Annotated in this window: 17 protein-coding genes; 6 read left to right on the forward strand and 11 right to left on the reverse strand. The window is 73.6% G+C overall.

What is annotated here, in order from left to right; translation table 11 throughout:
- Nucleotides 1–31: 31 nt before the first annotated feature.
- Both ACWGKJ_RS11870 and ACWGKJ_RS11875 read left to right on the forward strand, forming a co-directional pair.
- Nucleotides 32–1021 carry an EamA family transporter gene (locus ACWGKJ_RS11870; protein WP_385031501.1) on the forward strand — a complete coding sequence of 330 codons (990 nt, stop codon included), beginning with the start codon at nucleotides 32–34 and terminating at the stop codon, nucleotides 1019–1021.
- A gap of 164 nt (nucleotides 1022–1185) precedes the next feature.
- On the forward strand, nucleotides 1186–2160 hold the full coding sequence (locus ACWGKJ_RS11875; RefSeq protein WP_385031498.1) for a DMT family transporter: 975 nt from the start codon (nucleotides 1186–1188) through the stop codon (nucleotides 2158–2160).
- 44 nt (nucleotides 2161–2204) lie between these two features.
- Here ACWGKJ_RS11875 and ACWGKJ_RS11880 read toward each other — a convergent pair whose 3' ends face one another.
- Complete coding sequence (locus ACWGKJ_RS11880; protein WP_385031495.1) at nucleotides 2205–2894, reverse strand: pyridoxamine 5'-phosphate oxidase family protein; 690 nt, start codon at nucleotides 2892–2894, stop codon at nucleotides 2205–2207.
- A 35-nt stretch (nucleotides 2895–2929) separates the two neighbouring features.
- Between ACWGKJ_RS11880 and ACWGKJ_RS11885 the strand changes: the two genes are divergently transcribed.
- Complete coding sequence (locus ACWGKJ_RS11885; RefSeq protein WP_453315720.1) at nucleotides 2930–4261, forward strand: aminotransferase class I/II-fold pyridoxal phosphate-dependent enzyme; 1332 nt, start codon at nucleotides 2930–2932, stop codon at nucleotides 4259–4261.
- Here ACWGKJ_RS11885 and ACWGKJ_RS11890 read toward each other — a convergent pair.
- Nucleotides 4252–5295 carry a DMT family transporter gene (locus ACWGKJ_RS11890; RefSeq protein ID WP_385023632.1) on the reverse strand — a complete coding sequence of 348 codons (1044 nt, stop codon included), beginning with the start codon at nucleotides 5293–5295 and terminating at the stop codon, nucleotides 4252–4254. The genes ACWGKJ_RS11885 and ACWGKJ_RS11890 overlap by 10 nt on opposite strands.
- Before the next feature lie 74 nt (nucleotides 5296–5369).
- Between ACWGKJ_RS11890 and ACWGKJ_RS11895 the strand changes: the two genes are divergently transcribed.
- Nucleotides 5370–6287 (forward strand): LysR family transcriptional regulator, encoded by a 918-nt coding sequence (locus tag ACWGKJ_RS11895; RefSeq protein ID WP_385023630.1) that lies wholly within the window; start codon nucleotides 5370–5372, stop codon nucleotides 6285–6287.
- A 162-nt stretch (nucleotides 6288–6449) separates the two neighbouring features.
- Here ACWGKJ_RS11895 and ACWGKJ_RS11900 read toward each other — a convergent pair whose 3' ends face one another.
- Nucleotides 6450–6911, reverse strand: a complete 462-nt coding sequence (locus ACWGKJ_RS11900; protein ID WP_385023628.1) for a pyridoxamine 5'-phosphate oxidase family protein — start codon at nucleotides 6909–6911, stop codon at nucleotides 6450–6452.
- 139 nt (nucleotides 6912–7050) lie between these two features.
- Between ACWGKJ_RS11900 and ACWGKJ_RS11905 the strand changes: the two genes are divergently transcribed.
- Nucleotides 7051–7725, forward strand: coding sequence for a cysteine hydrolase (locus ACWGKJ_RS11905; protein ID WP_385023626.1), 675 nt, complete (start codon nucleotides 7051–7053; stop codon nucleotides 7723–7725).
- On the opposite strand, the gene ACWGKJ_RS11910 is transcribed toward ACWGKJ_RS11905, so the two are convergent.
- From ACWGKJ_RS11910 to ACWGKJ_RS11920, 3 genes are all read right to left on the reverse strand, one after another.
- Complete coding sequence (locus ACWGKJ_RS11910; RefSeq protein WP_385023624.1) at nucleotides 7726–9867, reverse strand: prolyl oligopeptidase family serine peptidase; 2142 nt, start codon at nucleotides 9865–9867, stop codon at nucleotides 7726–7728. It lies immediately after the preceding gene.
- Between the two features lie 382 nt (nucleotides 9868–10249).
- On the reverse strand, nucleotides 10250–11377 hold the full coding sequence (locus ACWGKJ_RS11915; RefSeq protein ID WP_385023158.1) for an NADH:flavin oxidoreductase: 1128 nt from the start codon (nucleotides 11375–11377) through the stop codon (nucleotides 10250–10252).
- Between the two features lie 78 nt (nucleotides 11378–11455).
- Nucleotides 11456–11953, reverse strand: coding sequence for a MarR family winged helix-turn-helix transcriptional regulator (locus ACWGKJ_RS11920; protein ID WP_385023156.1), 498 nt, complete (start codon nucleotides 11951–11953; stop codon nucleotides 11456–11458).
- An 86-nt stretch (nucleotides 11954–12039) separates the two neighbouring features.
- Between ACWGKJ_RS11920 and ACWGKJ_RS11925 the strand changes: the two genes are divergently transcribed.
- Nucleotides 12040–13008 (forward strand): quinone oxidoreductase family protein, encoded by a 969-nt coding sequence (locus ACWGKJ_RS11925; protein ID WP_385023155.1) that lies wholly within the window; start codon nucleotides 12040–12042, stop codon nucleotides 13006–13008.
- Nucleotides 13009–13090: 82 nt separating this feature from the next.
- Here ACWGKJ_RS11925 and ACWGKJ_RS11930 read toward each other — a convergent pair whose 3' ends face one another.
- Genes ACWGKJ_RS11930 through ACWGKJ_RS11950 form a run of 5 tightly spaced genes read right to left on the reverse strand, consistent with a single transcriptional unit; the run spans nucleotide 13091 to nucleotide 18080 of the window.
- Entirely contained in the window at nucleotides 13091–14650 is a 1560-nt protein-coding gene (locus ACWGKJ_RS11930) for an AMP-binding protein (protein WP_385023164.1), read from the reverse strand.
- 2 nt (nucleotides 14651–14652) lie between these two features.
- Nucleotides 14653–15486 (reverse strand): 4'-phosphopantetheinyl transferase family protein, encoded by an 834-nt coding sequence (locus tag ACWGKJ_RS11935; RefSeq protein WP_385023153.1) that lies wholly within the window; start codon nucleotides 15484–15486, stop codon nucleotides 14653–14655.
- Nucleotides 15483–16646, reverse strand: a complete 1164-nt coding sequence (locus ACWGKJ_RS11940; protein ID WP_385023151.1) for an acyl-CoA dehydrogenase family protein — start codon at nucleotides 16644–16646, stop codon at nucleotides 15483–15485. The genes ACWGKJ_RS11935 and ACWGKJ_RS11940 overlap by 4 nt, the downstream gene beginning before the upstream one ends.
- Nucleotides 16639–17817 (reverse strand): acyl-CoA dehydrogenase family protein, encoded by a 1179-nt coding sequence (locus tag ACWGKJ_RS11945; protein ID WP_385023149.1) that lies wholly within the window; start codon nucleotides 17815–17817, stop codon nucleotides 16639–16641. Before ACWGKJ_RS11945 ends, ACWGKJ_RS11940 begins: the two co-directional genes overlap by 8 nt.
- Nucleotides 17814–18080, reverse strand: a complete 267-nt coding sequence (locus tag ACWGKJ_RS11950) for an acyl carrier protein (RefSeq protein WP_385023147.1) — start codon at nucleotides 18078–18080, stop codon at nucleotides 17814–17816. Before ACWGKJ_RS11950 ends, ACWGKJ_RS11945 begins: the two co-directional genes overlap by 4 nt.
- Nucleotides 18081–18102: the final 22 nt, after the last annotated feature.

The raw sequence follows: 18102 nt of genomic DNA on the forward strand, positions 1-18102 counted from the left end.
CGCTCCTGACGGCACCTGCCATGATGTGCCGATGCGTGCGTCTCGGGGGACTCGGGGGAAGAGCGTCGGCCTGGGGCTCGCCCTGGTGTCGGCCTTCGCGTTCGGCGGGTCGGGTGTCGCGGCCAAGCCGCTGATCGAGGCGGGGCTCGACCCGCTGCACGTGGTCTGGCTCCGGGTGGCCGGAGCGGCCCTGGTGATGCTGCCGGTCGCCTGGCGCCACCGGGATCTCGTACGGCGCAGGCCCGCGCTGCTCATCGGCTTCGGGCTGCTCGCCGTCGCGGGCGTCCAGGCGTGCTACTTCGCGGCCCTCTCCCGTATCCCCGTCGGCGTGGCCCTGCTCGTCGAGTACCTGGCGCCCGCGCTCGTCCTGGGCTGGGTCCGCTTCGTGCAGCGCAGACCGGTGACCCGGGCCGCCGCCGTGGGGGTGGTGCTCGCGGCCGGCGGGCTCGCCTGTGTGGTCGAGATCTGGTCCGGGCTGGGCTTCGACGCACTCGGACTGCTGCTCGCGCTCGGCGCCGCCTGCTGCCAGGTCGGTTACTTCGTCCTGTCGGACCACGGCGGCGACGGTGATGGCGGCGCCGACCCGCTGGGGGTCATCGCGTACGGACTGCTCGTCGGAACCGCCCTGCTGACGACGGTGGCCCGTCCGTGGCGGATGGACTGGTCCCTGCTCGCCGGGCAGGCGCAGATGAACGGAGCCACGGTGCCCGCCTGGCTGCTGCTCGGCTGGATCGTCCTGGTCGCCACCGTCGTCGCCTATGTCTCCGGGGTGGTCTCGGTCCGCAGGCTCTCCCCGCAGGTGGCCGGGGTGGTCGCCTGTCTCGAAGCGGTCATCGCGACCGTGCTCGCCTGGGTGCTGCTCGGGGAGCACCTCGCCGCGCCGCAGATCGCGGGCGGGACCGTGGTGCTGCTCGGCGCGTTCGTCGCCCAGTCGTCGGCGCCGAAGCCCCCTTCGGGTCCGGTGGCGGGCGCACCGGCCGCGGTGGTGGCGGAGTCACCGGCCGGCCGGAGCGCAACGTAGCGCCGTCCGTTAGGGTTTGGCCCATGCATCTCACCGTACTGCCGCCCCCCGCCGCGTAGCGCGGGCGGCCGCATCCTCTGACGGAGACCGGGCTCGGGTGTCCCCCGAGCGGCTCGTCGCTGCCCGCGCACGGAGTTCAGCGACCGCCTTTCCCCGTCTTCCTCATGGAGAAGTACGTGACGCATGTGCCGCACTCCGACGCCGGGCTGTCCGTCCGCCGGAGTCTCCTGTATCTGTCCGTGGCCGGAGTGGCCTGGGGTACCGCCGGGGCCTCGGCCTCGCTGCTCTACGGGGCCAGTGATCTCGGGCCCGTCTCGCTCACCTTCTGGCGGTGCGCCGGCGGTCTGGTGCTGCTGCTCGCCGTGCGGGCCGTGCGCCGCCGCCCGCACCGGACGTCCCGGCCCGCCGAGCCGCGCGCCCGGCTGGTGCTGCGCACCGTCGCGACCGGGGTGGCGTTCACGCTCTTCCAGGTCGCCTATTTCGCCGCTGTCCAGCTCACCGGGCTCGCCGTGGCCACCGTCGTGACCCTGGGCGCCGGGCCCGTGCTCATCGCCGTCGGTGCCCGGCTGACCATGGGTGAGCGGCTGGGCGGGGGCGGGGTCACCGCCGTCGCGGGTGCGCTCGGCGGACTCGTGGTGCTGGTCCTGGGCAGCGGCGGCGGAGCCGTGCACCCCGCCGGGGTCGGCTGGGCGCTGCTCTCCGCCGCCGGGTACGCGGCGATGACCCTGCTGACCCTGTGGCTCGGCCGCAGCGGGGGCGGCGACCCGCTCTCCACCACGGCCTGGTCCCTCGCTCTGGGAACCGTCGTCCTGCTGCCGCTCGCCGTGGCGGAGGGGCTCCTCCCGCACACCGTCGAACCGGCCAGGGTGGCGGGCCTGCTGGCCTATGTCGCCGCGGTGCCCACCGCACTCGCCTACGCGCTGTACTTCACCGGTGCCGCGGTGGTCCGCTCGGCCACGGTCTCGGTGATCATGCTGCTTGAACCGGTGAGCGCCGCGGTCATCGCCGTGGCCCTGCTCGGGGAGCGGCTCACCCCGGGCACGGTCCTCGGCACCCTGCTGCTTCTCGCGGCCGTCGTCGGTCTCGCGTACGGGGAGATGCGGGCGGCAGCCGCGCGCCGCAGGCCGGTACCGGCCTGAGCCGGCTCCGGCCGGTGCTCGGCGATGTGCCTCGCTCGCGCGGTTCAGAGGCGGGCGAGGTAGTCCGGCAGGGCGACCGACGGGTCGAGGTCGTCCGACCGGACCGGGGTGCCGTATCCGCGGCTCACCGGCACGACACCCGACCAGTACGGGAGGGCGAGGTCCTCGGGCTCGTCGTTGGGGCCGCCGGTGCGCGTCTTGACGGACAGCTCCTCCAGGTCCAGGCGGATCACGGCGGTGGCCGCCAGCTCCTTGGCGTCGGCGGGGCGCGAGTCGTGCGACCGGCCCGGCACGGCCTGCTCGACGATCGCGTCGAGAGCGGTGCGCCGCTCGTCGGCGTCGGTGACCTGGCGGGCCGTGCCGTGGACCACCACGGAGCGGTAGTTGATCGAGTGGTGGAAGGCGGACCGGGCCAGGACCAGACCGTCGACATGTGTGACCGTCAGACAGACCGCGATGCCGGGGTCCGCCTGGCCCGCCGCCCGCAGCGGACGGGAGCCCGTCGAGCCGTGGACGTAGAGGCGCTCGCCCACCCGGGCGTACAGCGTCGGCAGTACGACGGGCGCGCCGTCGCGGAGGAACCCGAGGTGGCAGACGTATCCCTCGTCCAGCACGGAGTGCACCAGTTCACGGTCGTACGAGGCCCGCTCCCGGGAACGGGTGGGGACCGTACGGGCGGTCGGCACATAGGGCGCGTCCTGCTGCCGGGAAGCGGCCGGAGGGGTATCGGACATTGCGTTCTCCATTGCGCTAGTGCATAATCTTCTTTGTGCTAGGAGAGTATGGGATCGAAGGCAGGCGTGCAACGGAGATCGCGGCGAGCGTGGAGCGCGCGGTCGGCTCCGGTGTGCTAGCTCCAGGGCAACTACTGCCACCACTAAGGGAGTTGGCGGATCAGCTGGGGGTGAATCCGAATACGGTCGGCGCCGCCTACCGGACGCTCCGGGACCGCGGGGTGATCGCGACGGCGGGCCGCAGGGGAAGCCGGGTGCGCCCCCGGCCGGCCAGTACGGCGCGGGAGTCCATCCGGGCCGACATCCCGGCCGGGGTGCGTGACCTCGCATCGGGCAACCCGGACCGCGCGCTGCTGCCCCCGCTCGCCGGAGCGCTGGCCGCGGCCGCCGCGCGCAGTGACGAGCGGGCCGTGCTGTACGGGGAGGCGGGCGTCGACCCCGGGCTCGAACGGCTGGCGCGCGCCGCCCTCGGCGCCGACGGCGTGCCGCAGGGGCCGCTCGCGGTGCTGTCCGGTTCGCTCGACGGGATCGAGCGGGTGCTCGCCGCGCACCTCAGGCCCGGTGACTCCGTCGCCATCGAGGACCCGGGCTGGGGCGCCCTGCTCGATCTCGTTCCCGCGCTCGGGCTGCGCCCGGTGCCGATGGGGGTCGACAGCGAGGGGCCGCTCCCGGGGGAGGCGGAGCGGGCGCTGCGCGAAGGGGCCCGCGCGCTCGTGGTGACCGCCCGCGCGCAGAACCCCACGGGCGCGGCGGTGAGTCCGGCGCGCGCCGATGCGCTGCGGACCCTGCTGCGGGACCATCCGGGCGTCCTGCTCATCGAGGACGACCACGGACACGGGATCGCCGATCTGCCGCTGAGTCCGCTGGCCGGGGCCACAGATCACTGGGCCTTCGTGCGGTCGGTCTCCAAGGCGTACGGGCCCGATCTGCGGCTCGCCGTGCTGACCGGCGACACGATCACCATGGACCGGGTACTGGGCCGTCAGCGGCTCGGCCCCGGCTGGGTCAGCCATCTGCTGCAGAGCGCGGTCGTCGAGCTGTGGACCTCGGGCGCCGTCGATGTCCCGGCGGTCTCGCTGTCGTACGGGAGGCGCCGGGACGCGCTGATCGAGGCGCTGGCCGGGCGGGGGCTCGACGCCTGCGGCCGCAGCGGGATGAACGTGTGGGTGCCGGTGCCGGACGAGACCGGGGTGGTGGCGCGGCTGCTGCACTCCGGCTGGGCCGTCGCCCCCGGCGCCCGTTTCCGGATGGCCGCGCCGCCCGGTGTGCGCCTCACGGTCTCGCAGCTGGGCCCGGACGACATCGGCCCGGTCGCCGACGCCGTCGCGTCGGCTGCCGGGCCCGCGCCCGGCAGGCGCTACGACTGACGGCTGCCGCTGCCGCCGACTGCTGCCGTCGCCGCGCTCGCCCCCGCTGTCGGGCCGGTCCCCGCGGTCTCGGGCGTGCCATCTCGCCGGCGGCGCCGCGGTCTGCTCTGGGTGAGGGCGGCGCCGGCCAGGACGATCACCGCGCCGACCGGGGTGTTCCAGCCGATCGTCTCGCCCAGCAGCGCCACGCCCGCCGCGGTGGCGATCACCGGGATGAAGTACGTGACCATCTGGGCCGTGGTCGGGCCGACCTCGGCCACAAGGCCGTACTGCAGCAGCAGGGCGACCCCGGTGCCGAGTGCGCCGAGTGCCGCGACGGCGAGCAGTGGGGCCACCGGAAAGGAGGTGGGCAGCTGGGTGAACAGCGGTGTGACCAGGGCCAGTTCGACCGTCGCCACCAGCAGTTGCGAACCGGTGATCGCGAGATGCGAGCCGCCGGTGCCCGCCAGGGTCCGCCGTACGTAGATCCAGCCGACCGGGTAGCACAGGGAGGCCAGCAGGGCCATCGCGGTGCCGGTGAGGTCCAGCCCCGAGAACCCCTGCCAGACGCCCAGCACGGTCAGGACCCCCAGGAACCCGAGCCCCAGACCGGCGACTCTGCGACGGGTGGGGCGGTCCTCGGAGAGCGCGACCAGGGAGAGCGCCATGCCCCACAGCGGTGAGGTGGCGTTGCAGATCCCGGCGAGCGTCGAAGGGATGGTCTGCTCGGCGTAGGCGAAGAGGGAGAACGGCGCCGCGTTCAACAGCAGTGCGGCGACCGAGAGATGGGCCCAGGTCCGTGCCCCGCGCGGCAGCCGCTCCCGCCGGAAGGCGATGGCCGCGGCCAGTACGGCGGTCCCGAAGAAGAGGCGGCCGAAGGTGACCTGGAACGGGGCGTACCCTCCGGTGCCCACCTTGATCAGCAGAAAGCTGAAACCCCAGATGAGCGAGAGCAGGACGAAGCGGATGCGCCAGTCGACAGCGGGGCGGCGGGCGGTGGGCGGCGGTGCGATGACCGGTGCTGACACGGTCCTGGCGGGAGTCGCGGTGCTCATACGTGCCACTGTGGACGGGCTCATCTCGTAGCACAAGCGAGATTACGTGGAGTGGTTGCCTTAGAATCGCTTACATGTTGAATCTGGAGCGTCTGCGCATCCTCGACGCGGTGGCCCGGCACGGTTCGGTGAGCGGGGCGGCCGACGGGCTGCATGTGACCACATCGGCCGTCTCCCAGCAGCTGGCCAAGCTGGAGCGGGAGGCCGGGCAGCCGCTGCTCGCCAAGAACGGCCGGGGCGTCCGGCTCACGGACGCCGGGCGGCTCCTCGCCGACCACGCGGCCCGGATCCTCTCCCAGGTGGAGCTGGCCCAGTCCGATCTGGAGGCGCAGCGCGGCCGGGTGGTCGGCGAGCTGCGGATCTCCGCCTTCCCCACCGCGGCCCGCGGTCTGCTCCCCGGAGTCCTCGCGGGGCTTCGCGAGGCCCACCCCCAACTGGCGGTCTGCTCCCAGGAGCTGGAGGGCGAGGACGGGGTACGGGGGGTGCTCCGCGGTGACCTCGATGTGGCCGTGGTGCTCGACTGGTACAACAAGCCCACGGCGATGCCCGAGGGGATGGCCAAGCGCGCCCTCTTCGACGACATCGCGGACATCGCGGTGTCCGCGGACCATCCGCTGGCCGGGGCCGCCGATGTCGGGCTGGAGGCGTTCGCCCAGGACGAGTGGATCACCTGGCCGGAGGGCGAGTTCTGCCGTGAGTGGCTGATGTTCACGCTCGGGGGCAAGGGGTTCGAGCCGCGTATCTCGCATGTCGCGGGCGAACACCCCACCCAGATGGCGCTGATCGCCGCAGGGCTCGGGGTCGGGGTCGCGCCACGGCTTGGCCGGGGGCCGGTCCCCGACGGTGTGCGGGTCGTCACCGTACGGGAAGCGCTGCGACGCCATGTGTACGCGATCTGGCGCGCCGACGCCGACCGGCGGCCCTCCATCCGGGCGGCGGTCGACGCGCTGCACGCGGCCGGTGCGGTGCTCGACGGCGCGGGCCCGGTCTGAGGGGCCGTCCGGTCCGGGGGGGGGGAGGGGGCCGATCTGTGGGAGGGCCCGGTCTGAGGGAGGGGCCGGTCCGAGTGAGGGTTGAGGGGCCGGACGGCCCGGCGTCGGACTCCATCGCCTCCCGGGTCGGCGGAGGACCCGGGAGGCGATGGGGCCCGACGGTCAGCCGAGTTTGCGGAAGTCCCAGGAGACGATGGAGTCCGGGGTCAGCCGCAGCCAGGCGTGGCGGCCGTCGTACGGCATGAGGTCCATCCCGAAGTTCTTGCGCGCGAACAGCTTCTCGGGGGCGTCGAGTTCGGGGCAGGGTTCTCCCGTGCGGGGTGCCTCCCCGACCATGACCGCGTTGCCCGAGAGCTCCACGCCGCGCAGCTCGCCGTACTCCTCGCCGTCGTCGACCACCACGGCCAGCCGCGGGTCCCCGGTCAGCTGGGACCAGCGGCGGCTGCGGGTCAGTGAGTAGAGCCAGAGCGACGTGCCGTCCCAGAGGAACCAGAGGGCGCCGACGTGCGGACGGCCGTCCGCCGATACCGTCGCCACCCGGCAGGTGCGCTGCCCGCTGAGGAAGGTGTCGCGCTCCGGCTCCGTCATCATGATCCTGCGGCCTCGGCGCTGGGTGTCGGTCATGGGGCTTCTCCCGCCGTCACGGCTGTTCCTGACTATGTGTCAGAAATCATGGAGTCTCTTCCCTCATGACGCAATGGGCGTTAGCCTCGCGCGCCCCGGTCCTGTCCGCAGGACCCGGTTCCCCGAGAGGTGAGGGCCGATGGTGTCGTCCGAACAGCTTGCGCAGCAGCTCGATCCCGCCACGGCGGTCCTGCTCACCGTGGAGTGCCAGGAGGGGGTGGTCGGCGCGGACGGCGCCCTGCCCGAACTGGCCGCCGAAGCCCGCTCGTCGGGTGCCCTGGGGCGCGTCGCCCAACTGGTCACCCGCGCCCATGAAGCAGGGGTGCAGGTGGTGCACGCGGTGGCGGAACGGCGCCCCGACGGGCGGGGCGCCAGCCACAACGCCCGGCTCTTCCGGGCGGCCGGCCGACTGCCCGTACAGCAGCACACGGGCTCGAAGGCGGTCACGGTGGCCGCGCCGATCGAGGTGGCGGACGAGGACCTGGTGGTACGGAGGCTGCACGGCCTCTCCCCCCTCGCGGGTACGGACGTCGACGCGCTGCTGCGCAACCTGGGCTGCCGCACGCTGGTCGTCACCGGTGTCTCGGCCAATGTCGCGATCCCCAACGCGGTCTTCGACGCCGTCAACCTCGGATACACGGTGGTGGTCCCGGCGGACGCCATCGCGGGGGTGCCCGCCGACTACACCCCCGCGATGATCCGCAACACCCTGGCGCTCGTCGCGACCGTCACCACGGCCGACGACGTACTCGCGAGCTGGAAGGCGTCCGGGGGCCCGGCGGGCGACCCGGCGGGCGACCCGGTGGGCGGGTGATCAGCTCCCCACCGCGCGCTGCTCCAACGCCCCCTTGAGGAAGTCGAGTTCGAGGAGCAGCAGCCGGTCCGCCACGCCCTCGCTGTGTACGAGGTGTCCCGTGCCGCACAGTGGCAGCACGCTGTGCGGGCGTCCGGCGGCGAGCAGTGCGGCCGACAGGCGCAGCGTATGCGCGGGCGCGACGTTGTCGTCGGCCAGTCCGTGCACCAGCAGCAGTGGCCGGGCGAGCCGGTGCGCGTGGGGGAGCAGCGAGGACCGTTCGTACCCCTCGGGCAGGATGTCCGGGTGGCCGAGGAAGCGCTCCTCCCAGTAGGTGTCGTAGAGCCGACGGTCGGCGGGTGCGGCGCCCGCGACCGCCGCATGGAACACATCGGGGCGGTGCAGCACGGCCCCCGCGGCGAGATAGCCGCTGTACGACCAGCCGCGGATCGCCACGCGTCCGAGGTCCAGGGCGTCGTACCGCTCCGCTGCCGCGTGCAGGGCGTCGATCTGGTCGTCGAGCACGGGCCCCAGCCGGTCGCCGTCGATGGCGTGCTCCCAGGCGATGCCGCGGCCGGGGGTGCCGCGTCCGTCCGTGGCCAGTACGGCGAAGCCGTGCTCGGCGTACCACTGGCAGACGGCCGTGTACCAGGCCCGCCCTCTGGTCACCACCTGCATACCGGGTCCGGCGTACGGGCTGAGCAGAATCGGCAGCCGTTCCTGTCCGGGCTCGTACCAGGAGGGCAGATGCAGCCGGGTGCGCAACTCGCGTGCGCCGAGGGTGAGATGGATGTGCGCCGGGGTGACCAGCGGCTTCTCGGTGAGTACCGCGATCCGTCCGTCCGGGCGTCCGGCCCGGCGCACCGTCACCGACTGACCGTCGTCCGTCCTGCTGTCGACGACCAGCGTGGGGCCGCCCGCCGCGGCTGTGTGCACCCCTGGTCCCTGGGTCAGTCTGGCGAACCCGGGCCCTCGCTCGTACGACCAGACATGGACCTCCGTCGGCTCCTCGCTCGCGGTGAAGAAGACCCGTTCGCCCACCGACCCCAGCACCTCGCGCACATACAGGCCGTCCGGGCTGCGGACGTCCCCGATCCGGATCCCGCGTACATCGCCACGGACCGCGGGCAGTACCCGGACGCCCGCCGGGGTGTGGAGCGGTGTGCCGGGCCGGAAGGCCACCCACCTGTCGTCGGACGTCCGCGAGACCACCTCGTACGGGCCGCCCGCCGGGTCGGCCGCGACCACCCACACCGTGCGCTGGTCACGGGTCTGGAGGACGGCGACGGGGCCGGTGTTCTCCCAGGACGCCGAGACCAGGTACTCGAAGGCGGGGGCGTCCCAGACACCGGGGGGTGTCTGTCCTCCGGGCGCGGAGCGGGGGAGTGCGAGGGGGGTACGGTCGCCCCCGGCCGTGATCACGTAGAGCGAGGTCTCGGCGTTGGGCGTACCGGCCGCGGGGTAGCGGATGGCGACGGGGGGCTGCTCCGGGTCGGCGGCGTCGGCGATCCAGCGGCGCCGCACCATCGAGGTGTCGACCCGGGCGACGAGCAGCGCGTCGCTGTCCGGGGACCACCAGTACCCGCGCGACCTGCCGATGGAGGCGTTGGCGCAGTAGTCGGCGAGACCGTAGGTGACATCGGGGCCCTCGGGCGCGGCGAGCAGCCGGTCACCGGTCCCGTCCGTCCGTACGACATGGAGGGCGCCCCCGGTGACGTACGCGATCAGGGTGCCGTCCGGCGAGGGCCGGGGGTCGGTCACGGGACCGGGGGTGCGGATGTGGCGCGGGATGCCGGTGGTGGGGCTGTGTTGCGGGGCGCCGGCCGCGCCGTGTCGCGGGCCGTCCGGGGCGCGGGTTGCGCGGTCGTCAGGGGCGGACTCCGCGCGGACGGTCCAGAGCCGGCCGTCCACGGCGTAGGCGACGAGCCGGGCGTCCCGGTCGGCCGCGTAGGCGGTCACGCCCGCCGACGGTGACCGGTGGCCGGCGAGGAGACGCTCCTGTCCGTGCTCGTGCATCCAGAGCAGGACGCGGGGGTCGGTGCCGGTCGCGGACCGGAGGAACAGCACCCGCTCGCCGTCGGGGGAGACGGTGAACTGCCGGGGGGTACCGAGAGTGAAGCGGCGGGTCCTGGCGAACTGGCGCGGGAATCCGTTGATGTCCAAGGCTCCAAGCCTTCCGTGGGCGTGACCGGTCGGGGAACGAAAAAGATCGTCGTCCTCGCTCCCCGGCGCGGCCGCGGCTTCGGCGGATACCCGCCGAAATCACAGCAGCCCCTCTCACGCTGGTGCGTGGGAGGGGCGCTTCCGGGGATCGTCGAGGCCGACGATCTCGGTGTGTCTGTGCTTTGTGTCTGTGCTTTGTGTGTGGCGGAGAACCTACCAGTGCGGCGAGTCGGGGGTGCGGGCGGCCCCCGGGCGGCGGCGCCGCACCAGGGGCCGCCGCCCGGATCTCGTCCACCGCGGGGGGACCGTCGCCGTGGACCCCGGCGCCGAGGTCATCGCCGGGCGCCGCACCGCGCGGACCGGCCCGGCGCCCCGCCCCCGGTCAGCTGAGCGTGGACAGCGCCGCCGGGTCGTAAGCGGCCAGCTCGTCGAGCCGACCTGCCAGGACCTTGGCCGCCCACTCGGGGTCGTGCAGCAGCGCACGGCCCACGGCGACCATGTCGAACTCGTCGCGCTCCAGCCGGTCGAGCAGGTTGTCGATGCTCTTGACCTGCGAGCCCTCGCCGCGGAATGCGCCGGAGAACTCACTGTCCAGGCCGACCGACCCGACGGTGATGACCGGCTTGCCGCTGAGCTTCCTCGTCCAGCCCGCCAGGTTCAGGCCGGAGCCGTCGAACTCGGGCTCCCAGTAGCGGCGGGTGGAGGCGTGGAAGGCGTCGACCCCGGCTCCGGACAACGGGCTCAGCAGGGCATCCAGCTCATCGGGGGTCCCGGCGAGCCTCGCCTCGTACGACTGCATCTTCCACTGCGAGAAGCGGAAGATGACCGGGAACGACGGCGAGACCGCTGCGCGCACCGCGGCCACGATCTCCGCGGCGAACCTGGTACGGGCCACCGCGTCACCGCCGTACGCGTCGGTCCGCCGGTTCGTCCCCTCCCACAGGAACTGGTCGATGAGGTAGCCGTGGGCGCCGTGCAGTTCGACCCCGTCGAAGCCGATGCGCTCGGCGGTGGCCGCTGCCTCGGCGAACGCGGCGATCACGTCGTCCAGGTCCCGCTGGGTCATCGCCTTGCCGTTCTCGCCGGTGCCCTCCGGGAGGCGGAGGCCGGAGGGGCCCATGGCGGGGGCGTCGGGGTACGGGGGCTTTCCGGCGGTACGGGCCATGCCGATGTGCCACAGCTGGGGCACGATCGTGCCGCCCGCCGCGTGCACGGCCCCCACGACCTTCGCCCAGCCCGCGAGCTGGTCCTCGCCGTGGAAGCGCGGTACGCGGTCGCTCTCCCCGGCCGACGGGTGGCCGACGTAGGTGCCTTCGGTGACGATCAGGCCGACGCCCGCGGCGGCCCGGCGCGCGTAGTACGAGACCACGTCCTCACCAGGGATGCCGCCCGGCGAGAACTGCCGGGTCATGGGCGCCATCGCGATCCGGTTCGGAACGGTCAGTCCGTTCAGTACGACGGGCCGGGACAGGATCTGTGCCGCGCGGTCGGTGGAGGCGGTGGTGGTCACTTTGCGGGCTCCTCGGTGAAAGGGCTGACCGGAACTGGCACGGGCGTGCCGTCGTGCTCAACCGGGGACAGCCTCCGCTCATTCCGCCGTCCCGCTGTGACCCCCGATACGTCCGGTCACCACCGCGCTCGCCAGCAACGACAGCTCGGCGCGCCGGGCGTCGTCGAGGTGCGCGGCGAGGGCCCGGATCCGCCGGCCGGCGTCGGCGGTGCTCTCACGGGCCAGTTCGTGGCCCTCTTCGGTCAGGGAGACCTGGACGGCGCGTCCGTCGTGCGGCGCGGGGGTACGTCGGACCAGGCCGCGGCGCTCGGCCCGGTCGACCAGGCCGGTCATGCTGGACTTGTCCAGGCCCAGATACCCGGCCAGCTCCTGCATGCCGGGGGTGCGGTCGCGGAGCACACCGAAGAGGCGCAACTGGATGACGGAGAGCCCGCGTTCGGCCGCGACGGCCGCCAGCGCGGCCTGCACCGCGAAGGAGAGCTGAACCAGGCTGTCGACGATTCCCAGGTCGGTGGTCCCCGGTGTGCGGGCTGAGGGAGGGCCGGGCGTGCTCCCGCCCGTCGTGGCGTCAGTCATGTCCTGATCATAGTTGACATAGTACGTGGCACAAATTAATTTGGTTTTGGTCACGTACTAAATCTCTCGCTCATCCGGAGCCGTCCATGCGAGCCGCCGTAGTCCGATCGTTCGACCGTCCGCCCCGTTACGAGGAGTTCGCCACGCCGCAGGCGACCGAGGGGCACGTCCTGGTGGATGTGCTCGCTGCCGGTCTCCACCCCCGCGTCCGCTCCGGCGCCAACGGCACCCACTACACCAGCGACGGGCGCCTGCCGCTGATCCCCGGTGTCGACGGGGTCGGGAGGCTCCCCGACGGGCGACGCGTGTACTTCGTGGCCGACGACGCCGTCCCGGGCACCATGGCCGAGCAGGCGCTGGTCGATCCGCGCCGCTCGGTGCCGCTGCCGGAGAACGCCGATCCGGTGACCGTCGCCGCCGCGATGAACCCCGCGATGTCCTCCTGGGTGGCGCTGCGCCGCCGGGTCGCCTTCCAGCCGGGCCAGAGTGTGCTGGTGCTGGGCGCGACCGGCAACGCCGGACAGATGGCCGTGCAGATCGCCCGCCACCTCGGCGCGGACCGCGTCGTCGCCGCCGGACGCGACCCGCAGCGCCTCGGCCTGCTCGGCGGCCTCGGAGCCACTGATGTGGTCTCGCTGGCCGGCGACCCGGAACAGGCCGCCCACCGGCTGGGCGAGGCCGCGGCCGATGTCGACGTCGTGATCGACTACACCTGGGGAGCCCCTACGGAACGGGCGATTCCCGCCCTGCTCACCCGGCGCGCCGAACGCAGCGCCCCGCTGGACTGGATCCAGATCGGCTCCATGGCGGGGCCGGACATCACGCTGCCCTCCTTCGTGCTGCGCGCGGCCAATCTGCGGATCATGGGCAGCGGCCAGGGATCCCTCACCGCCGCCGGGATCGTCGCCGAACTGCCGTCCCTGCTCGGGGAACTCGCGGCGGGCACACTCACGGTCGCGGCGGTCGCCGTGCCGCTCTCCGAGGTCGAGGAAGCCTGGACGGCGACCGCCGAACCCGGCCGCCGCACCGTGCTCGTACCGGCGCAGCACAGCTAGCTTCTGTCCCGGCAGCCCGGCAGCCCGGCAGCCCGGCAGCCCGGCAGCCAGGCAGCCAGGCAGCCCGGCCGGTCCCGGCCGGTCAGCTGCTCGCACCCGGCTCCGCACCCAGGGCGGCGCTGAGCGCCGTACGGTCGATCTTGCCGTTGCCATTCAGCGGCAGGGCGTCCAGCCGGGTGAGGACGGCGGGCACCATATAGCCGGGGAGCCGGTCGCGGAGCGCCAGGCGGAGGTCGTTCTCACTGCCCGCGGCCCCCGTGTAGGCCGCCGCGATCTCGGTGCCCGCCCGGGTGGCCAGAGCGACGGCCGCCACGTCGCCGACGCCGGGCCGGCTGCGCAGCGCCGCCTCCACCTCACCCAGTTCGACCCGGTACCCGTGCACCTGGACCTGCTGGTCGGTCCGCCCGATGTGCACGAGGGGCAGATCGCGCGAGCCGGCGGGCTCATCGGGCGGCAGCAGGGCGACGCGGTCGCCGGTGCGGTACCAGTGGGCGCCGGTCAGTGCGGTGGCCGGGTCGTAGGGGGCTCCGTCGGGTGCGAGGAACCGGCCGGTGTTGTTCTCCGGGTCGAGATAGCCGGGAAAGCGCTGCGGACCGCGTACGCACAACTCGCTCTGGAACAGGCGGTGTTCCATACCGGGATGGAGAGTGCCGATCGGCACCGTGCCGTTGGCGGGGGCGGGCCAGTGCTCCGGGTCGGCGGGCAGCCGGTAGCCGGTGCAGGTGACGGTCAGTTCGGTCGGACCGTACGCGTTCTCCAGGGAGCTGCCCGGGGCGGCGCGCTGCCACGCCCGCGCCTGCGGGAGCGTCAGCGGCTCTCCGCAGAACATGCTGGCCCGCAGTGTCGGCATGCTTCCCGGTTCCAGCGCACGCAGCCGCTCGGCGAGCGAGATCACCGATGGTACGGAGTTCCAGTGCGTGAGGGCGTGCCGGTTGACGAAGCGGACCGGGGACAACAGGTCGGCGCGGGCCGGTACGACCAGGGCGGCGCCGCTGCCCCACGCGGTGTACATGTCGAAGACGGAGGGATCGAAGGTCAGCTCGAAGGTCTGCGAGCAGCGGTCGCCGGGGCCCGCCGCGAGGCGCGGTACGGCGTGGGCGAGATAGGCGCAGATGTTCCGCTGCTGGACGGGGACGCCCTTGGGCACCCCGGTCGACCCGGAGGTGAACATGATGTACGCCAGGTCGTCCGGGCTGCCCGCTCCGGCGGCTGAGGGCTCCGGGGCCTGGGAGCCGAGGCGCCCGAGGAGCTCGCTGTCCGTCATACCGACGACGGGCGCACCCAGTTGACCGGCGTGCGGGGAGGTCCCGTCGCTGAGGACCACATCGAGTGAGGCCTGGCGCGCGATCATCGCGTTGCGCTCGGCGGGGAACCCGGGACCGAGCGGTACGGCGGCGGCGCCGACGCGCTGGACGGCCAGATAGCCCGCGTAGGCGACGACGGTACGCGCGGCCAGCAGCCCCACCCTGCGCGGCGGCCTCCCGCCGCCGCTCCGCACCAGCGCCGCGGCCAGGTGGCCGGCGAGGAGGGAGAGTTCGGCGTACGTCAGCACGGTGTCGCCGGTCTCCAGCGCCGTACGGTCGCCGTGGACCGCGGCCGAGGCCGCGAACCAGTCGTCGAGGGTGTGCCGTTGGGCGGGCATGCTCACGGTCTGTCCTTGTCGGTGTCGGTGCCGGCGTGGGTGCCGGTGTCGGGTAGCGGATCGGGCTCGGATGCCGGGACGGGCCGGGGGCCTCCTGCCCACAGTGCTGGTCCCGTCGACCTGTCGTCACTGCTGGTACGGCCGGACCCGCCGCACGTGCTGGTCCCGCCGGACACGCCGTAACCGCTGCTCCCGCCGGTCCCGCCCGCGGCCGGTGCGGGCGGCGCGGGGTGTGCGGAGAACGCGCAGCTGAACGGGGTGTCCGACCGGTCGCGCAGACTGATCCACCGGTAGGCGCCCCACCGACCGGACCGGGCGCCCGGGCGTACGTCGATGGTCCAGGGGCGCCCGGCCACCCCCGCGCCGCCGGCCTTCACACAGGCCTCCTGAACGGTCCACACCCAGGCGACCTCGACGGCCGCCTGCTCGGGCGGCAGCGCGGTGACCCGGTCCGCGTGGCCGTGCAGGATCCGGCGGGCGAACCGGGCCGACACCGAGTCCGCGGGCTGCTGGAGATCCACCCCGAGCGCCCGCCCCACCGCGAGCCCCGCGGCGACCGCGCCCCCGCTGTGCGACACGCTGACCCCCACCTCCGGCAGCCCGGCGACGAGGGGCTTGCCGCGCCCGTCCGCGGTGATGGCGGCCCCGGCTGCCGCCGGGTGGACGGCGGCAGCGAGCTGACGCAACAGCCCGCGCCCGGCGAGGAATTCGGCCGCCCGCCACTCGGGAAGGAGGGCGGCGCGGCGCAGATCGTCCCGGTGGGTGCTCGGGGGCGTACGGCCCACGGTGGACCTGGTCACCCAGACCCGGTCGGCCACATCGAGCACGGTGTTCACCGCGGTACGTCCGGCCGGGCAGGTTCGGCCAGGACGTCATCCGGCCGGGCGGGCTCGGCGAGGATGTCATCGGCGGCGTCGGCGAGCACCCCGAGCACCACCTCGTTCGCACCGCCGCCGATGCCGAACAGCGCTGCCTGGGCGCGTACTTCCTGGACCCCGCCGGTTGTGAAACCGGCCGCGCCCCACAGCTGCCCGCACTCGGCCAGCACCGCGCCGACCGTGGCACCCGCCGCGGCCTTGAGTGTGGCGGCGGCCGTCGCGTCGTACCGGGAGACCACGGCCTCCCCGTGCTCCGCCACCAGCGCCTGGAGTTCCCGCAGCCGCAGCAGACACCCGGCGAACCGCTGGCGCACGGCGTCCAGGTCCCAGAGGGTGCCGTCCCCGTGCGCACGGTCCGACAGATGGCGCCGGGTGTCGCGCAGCGTGCGGCGGCACAGCGACACGGCCCACTGCGCACCGGCCAGCCGCTCGGTGGCGATGTGGCGGGCGAAGAGCGGCAGTCCGAAGCCGACCCGGCCCAGTACGTGGTCCCGCCCCACCCGGACACCGTCGAAGGTGAGATGGCCCGCTCCGGAGTCCGCGAAGAGCGCCGAATCGGCGGCGGTCACCCGCACGCCCGGGGCGCCGGCCGGCACCAGGACCCAGGTGAAGTGGGTGAAGTGCCGCCCCGGTCGGTGCCGGGCGAGGACGAGATGGTGACCGGCGCTGGTGGCGTTGGCGATCCAGTTCTTCCCGCCCGTCACCACCAGTCCGTCGTCCTCGATCCGCACCTCGGTGCGCAGCGCGGTGAGATCCGTCCCCGCGGTGACGTCGCTGGCCGCGAGGGAGACCGTCGTACGGCCCGCCAGCGCCGGGGCCAGCGCGGACCGCGCCGCGGGCGAGGCGCCGGCCGCGAGTACCGGCAGCGCGGTGGCGAGCTGGACGCTCACCGACAGGGTGGCGGCGATCGAGAAGCGGGCGTCCACGGCTGCCAGGAGCCCGCCGAGCCCTTCCATGTCGGCGCCCGCAGCGGCGGAACCGTCACGGTAGGCACGGGTGATCAGACCGCCCCGTCCGAGCGCGGCCCACACCTGCTCGCCGCTCGCCCCGGCGTCCAGCCCGTCCAGCGCGCCCCACCCTGGGTGCTCCGGCCGCCGCGGCCGCTGTGTGTCAGGCAAAGTTCACCCCCTGGTCCAGGAGCGCCAGCCGGCCGTCGGCGAGATGCAGCCTGTCGTTGCTGTAGTTCAGCGCGGCCGAACGCAGATCCCGCAGGGCACGTTCCAGCCGGGTGGGGGAGTCCTGGAGGTAGCCGTGCCGCAGCCCGAGCGCGGTGACCAGGTCGTCCACCGCCGCGTAACACTCATCGGCGGCGGTGATCTTCAGCGCGTTGAGGAGCAGCTGACGCGCCGGGGCCGAGAGGTCCGCGCCCGACTCCACCACCGTGAGCGCCCGGACGAGCAGCGCGTGCACCGTCTCCAGGCGCTGCCGGGACCGGGAGATCCGGGTGAGCAGGAGTTCCGACGTCAGGTCGGTGCGTGCGCGCCCGGCCGGGCTGCGCAGGAGCCGCAGCACCCGGGAGAGTGCCCCGGCCGCGGTCCCGAGCCACACCGCTGACCAGCCCAGATGGGCCAGCGGACCGAAGATCTGCGCGGCGATCTCGCGGAACTCGCCGTGCTCGCCCACCACTTGGTGGGCCGGTACGCTCCCGGAGAGCCTGAGCGAGCCGCTGTGGCTGGCGCGCATCCCCATCGGCTGCCACTCCCCGGAGCCGCCGATGGAGAGCTGGCCGCGGTGCGCGTACACCAGCGACACCTCGCTGTCGCTGACGGCGTCCGGGCTGCGCATGGTGATGAGGAAGCCGTCCGCGTACCCGCCGCCGGTCACGACCGGCGCGAATCTGTCGATCACCAGCTGCCCGTCACTGCCCGTCAACCCGGCCTGGGAGCTGAGCAGATGGCCTCCCTTGCCCGCCTCTGTCGTCACCGACGCCAGATAGATCCCGCCCTTGGCGATGCCGGGCAGCAGCTCGTCGCGGAGCGCCCGGTCGCCGTACCGGACGATGGCCTCCGCCTGCTGGCAGTGCATCGCGAAGATCATGCCCACAGACATGTCGCTGCGTCCCAGCGTCCGCGCGGCCACCACCAGGTCCGCCACGGTGCCGCCGAGCCCGCCGTGTGCGGTGGGCACCATGAGTCCGAGCAGACCGGTGCGGCGCAGGGCGTCCAGCGCCTCGACGGGGAACTCCGCCTCCCGGTCGGTGCGCGCCGCGTGCTCATCGGCGACCGCGGCCACCTCCGCGAGCGCGGCCGTCAGATCCAGCGGTCCGGCCGCCGACGGCTCCGTACTCATGCTCCCGCCTGACCGGCGGATCCTTCGGCCAGCTGCGCGGAGATGACGCGCCAGAGGCTGCCCGCGGTGGCGAAGGTCGTGTCGTTGAGCTCCTCGTCCGGCAGGGATATCCCAAAGGTGTCCTCGACGGAGAACAGCAGCTCGATGGCTTGCATCGAGTCGACGCCGAGCCTGCGCAGATCCGTCTCGGGGGTGATGACGACCCCGTCGGGCCCTGCGTTCTTGAGGAAGGGGCTGAGCAGTTCGGTGAATCGCGGGTCCATGGCGGGATCCTCTCGTGGGTGG

Source organism: Streptomyces sp. NPDC054757 (assembly GCF_053612185.1).

Coding starts and splice junctions, on each gene's coding strand:
- ACWGKJ_RS11870 (WP_385031501.1), top strand. CDS start 32: ATGCGTGCGTCTCGGGGGACTCGGGGGAAGAGCGTCGGCCTGGGGCTC.
- ACWGKJ_RS11945 (WP_385023149.1), bottom strand. CDS start 17,817: ATGAGTACGGAGCCGTCGGCGGCCGGACCGCTGGATCTGACGGCCGCG.
- ACWGKJ_RS11900 (WP_385023628.1), bottom strand. CDS start 6,911: ATGACCGACACCCAGCGCCGAGGCCGCAGGATCATGATGACGGAGCCG.
- ACWGKJ_RS11920 (WP_385023156.1), bottom strand. CDS start 11,953: ATGACTGACGCCACGACGGGCGGGAGCACGCCCGGCCCTCCCTCAGCC.
- ACWGKJ_RS11880 (WP_385031495.1), bottom strand. CDS start 2,894: ATGTCCGATACCCCTCCGGCCGCTTCCCGGCAGCAGGACGCGCCCTAT.
- ACWGKJ_RS11950 (WP_385023147.1), bottom strand. CDS start 18,080: ATGGACCCGCGATTCACCGAACTGCTCAGCCCCTTCCTCAAGAACGCA.
- ACWGKJ_RS11895 (WP_385023630.1), top strand. CDS start 5,370: ATGTTGAATCTGGAGCGTCTGCGCATCCTCGACGCGGTGGCCCGGCAC.
- ACWGKJ_RS11905 (WP_385023626.1), top strand. CDS start 7,051: ATGGTGTCGTCCGAACAGCTTGCGCAGCAGCTCGATCCCGCCACGGCG.
- ACWGKJ_RS11930 (WP_385023164.1), bottom strand. CDS start 14,650: ATGCCCGCCCAACGGCACACCCTCGACGACTGGTTCGCGGCCTCGGCC.
- ACWGKJ_RS11890 (WP_385023632.1), bottom strand. CDS start 5,295: ATGAGCACCGCGACTCCCGCCAGGACCGTGTCAGCACCGGTCATCGCA.
- ACWGKJ_RS11925 (WP_385023155.1), top strand. CDS start 12,040: ATGCGAGCCGCCGTAGTCCGATCGTTCGACCGTCCGCCCCGTTACGAG.
- ACWGKJ_RS11875 (WP_385031498.1), top strand. CDS start 1,186: ATGGAGAAGTACGTGACGCATGTGCCGCACTCCGACGCCGGGCTGTCC.